The following is a 293-nucleotide window of genomic DNA, read 5'->3' on the forward strand; positions in this document are numbered from 1 at the left end:
TGCTTAAATCTAAAATGATAGGGAAGGTGATGCATGCCTAAGTCGTCTTCATCCATCATCATATTCATCCCCGCCTCAATCACAAGCTCCAGTTCTCTTACATTGCCTGGCCAATCATACGCCTTAAAAAGGGCAAGTACCTCTTCATCAGCCGCCTTCACCTTCATTTGAAACAGCTCATTATATTTTTGAATAAAATGATTCACAAACGTAGGAATGTCCTCTTTTCGCTCAGAAAGCGGCGGAATAAATAAGGTGACAATACCGAGACGATAAAATAAATCCTTGCGCAT

The 293-nt window shown here is 41.0% G+C and carries 1 protein-coding gene; it reads right to left on the reverse strand.

Annotation, left to right across the window (positions count from 1 at the left end; all coding sequences use genetic code 11):
* On the reverse strand, positions 1–293 hold a 293-nt coding region (locus SB658_RS23090; protein ID WP_486308205.1), incomplete at both ends, for an AAA-type ATPase lid domain-containing protein.

The sequence above is a fragment of the Bacillus sp. SIMBA_008 genome (assembly GCF_046535495.1).
Classification (GTDB): domain Bacteria; phylum Bacillota; class Bacilli; order Bacillales; family Bacillaceae; genus Bacillus; species Bacillus subtilis.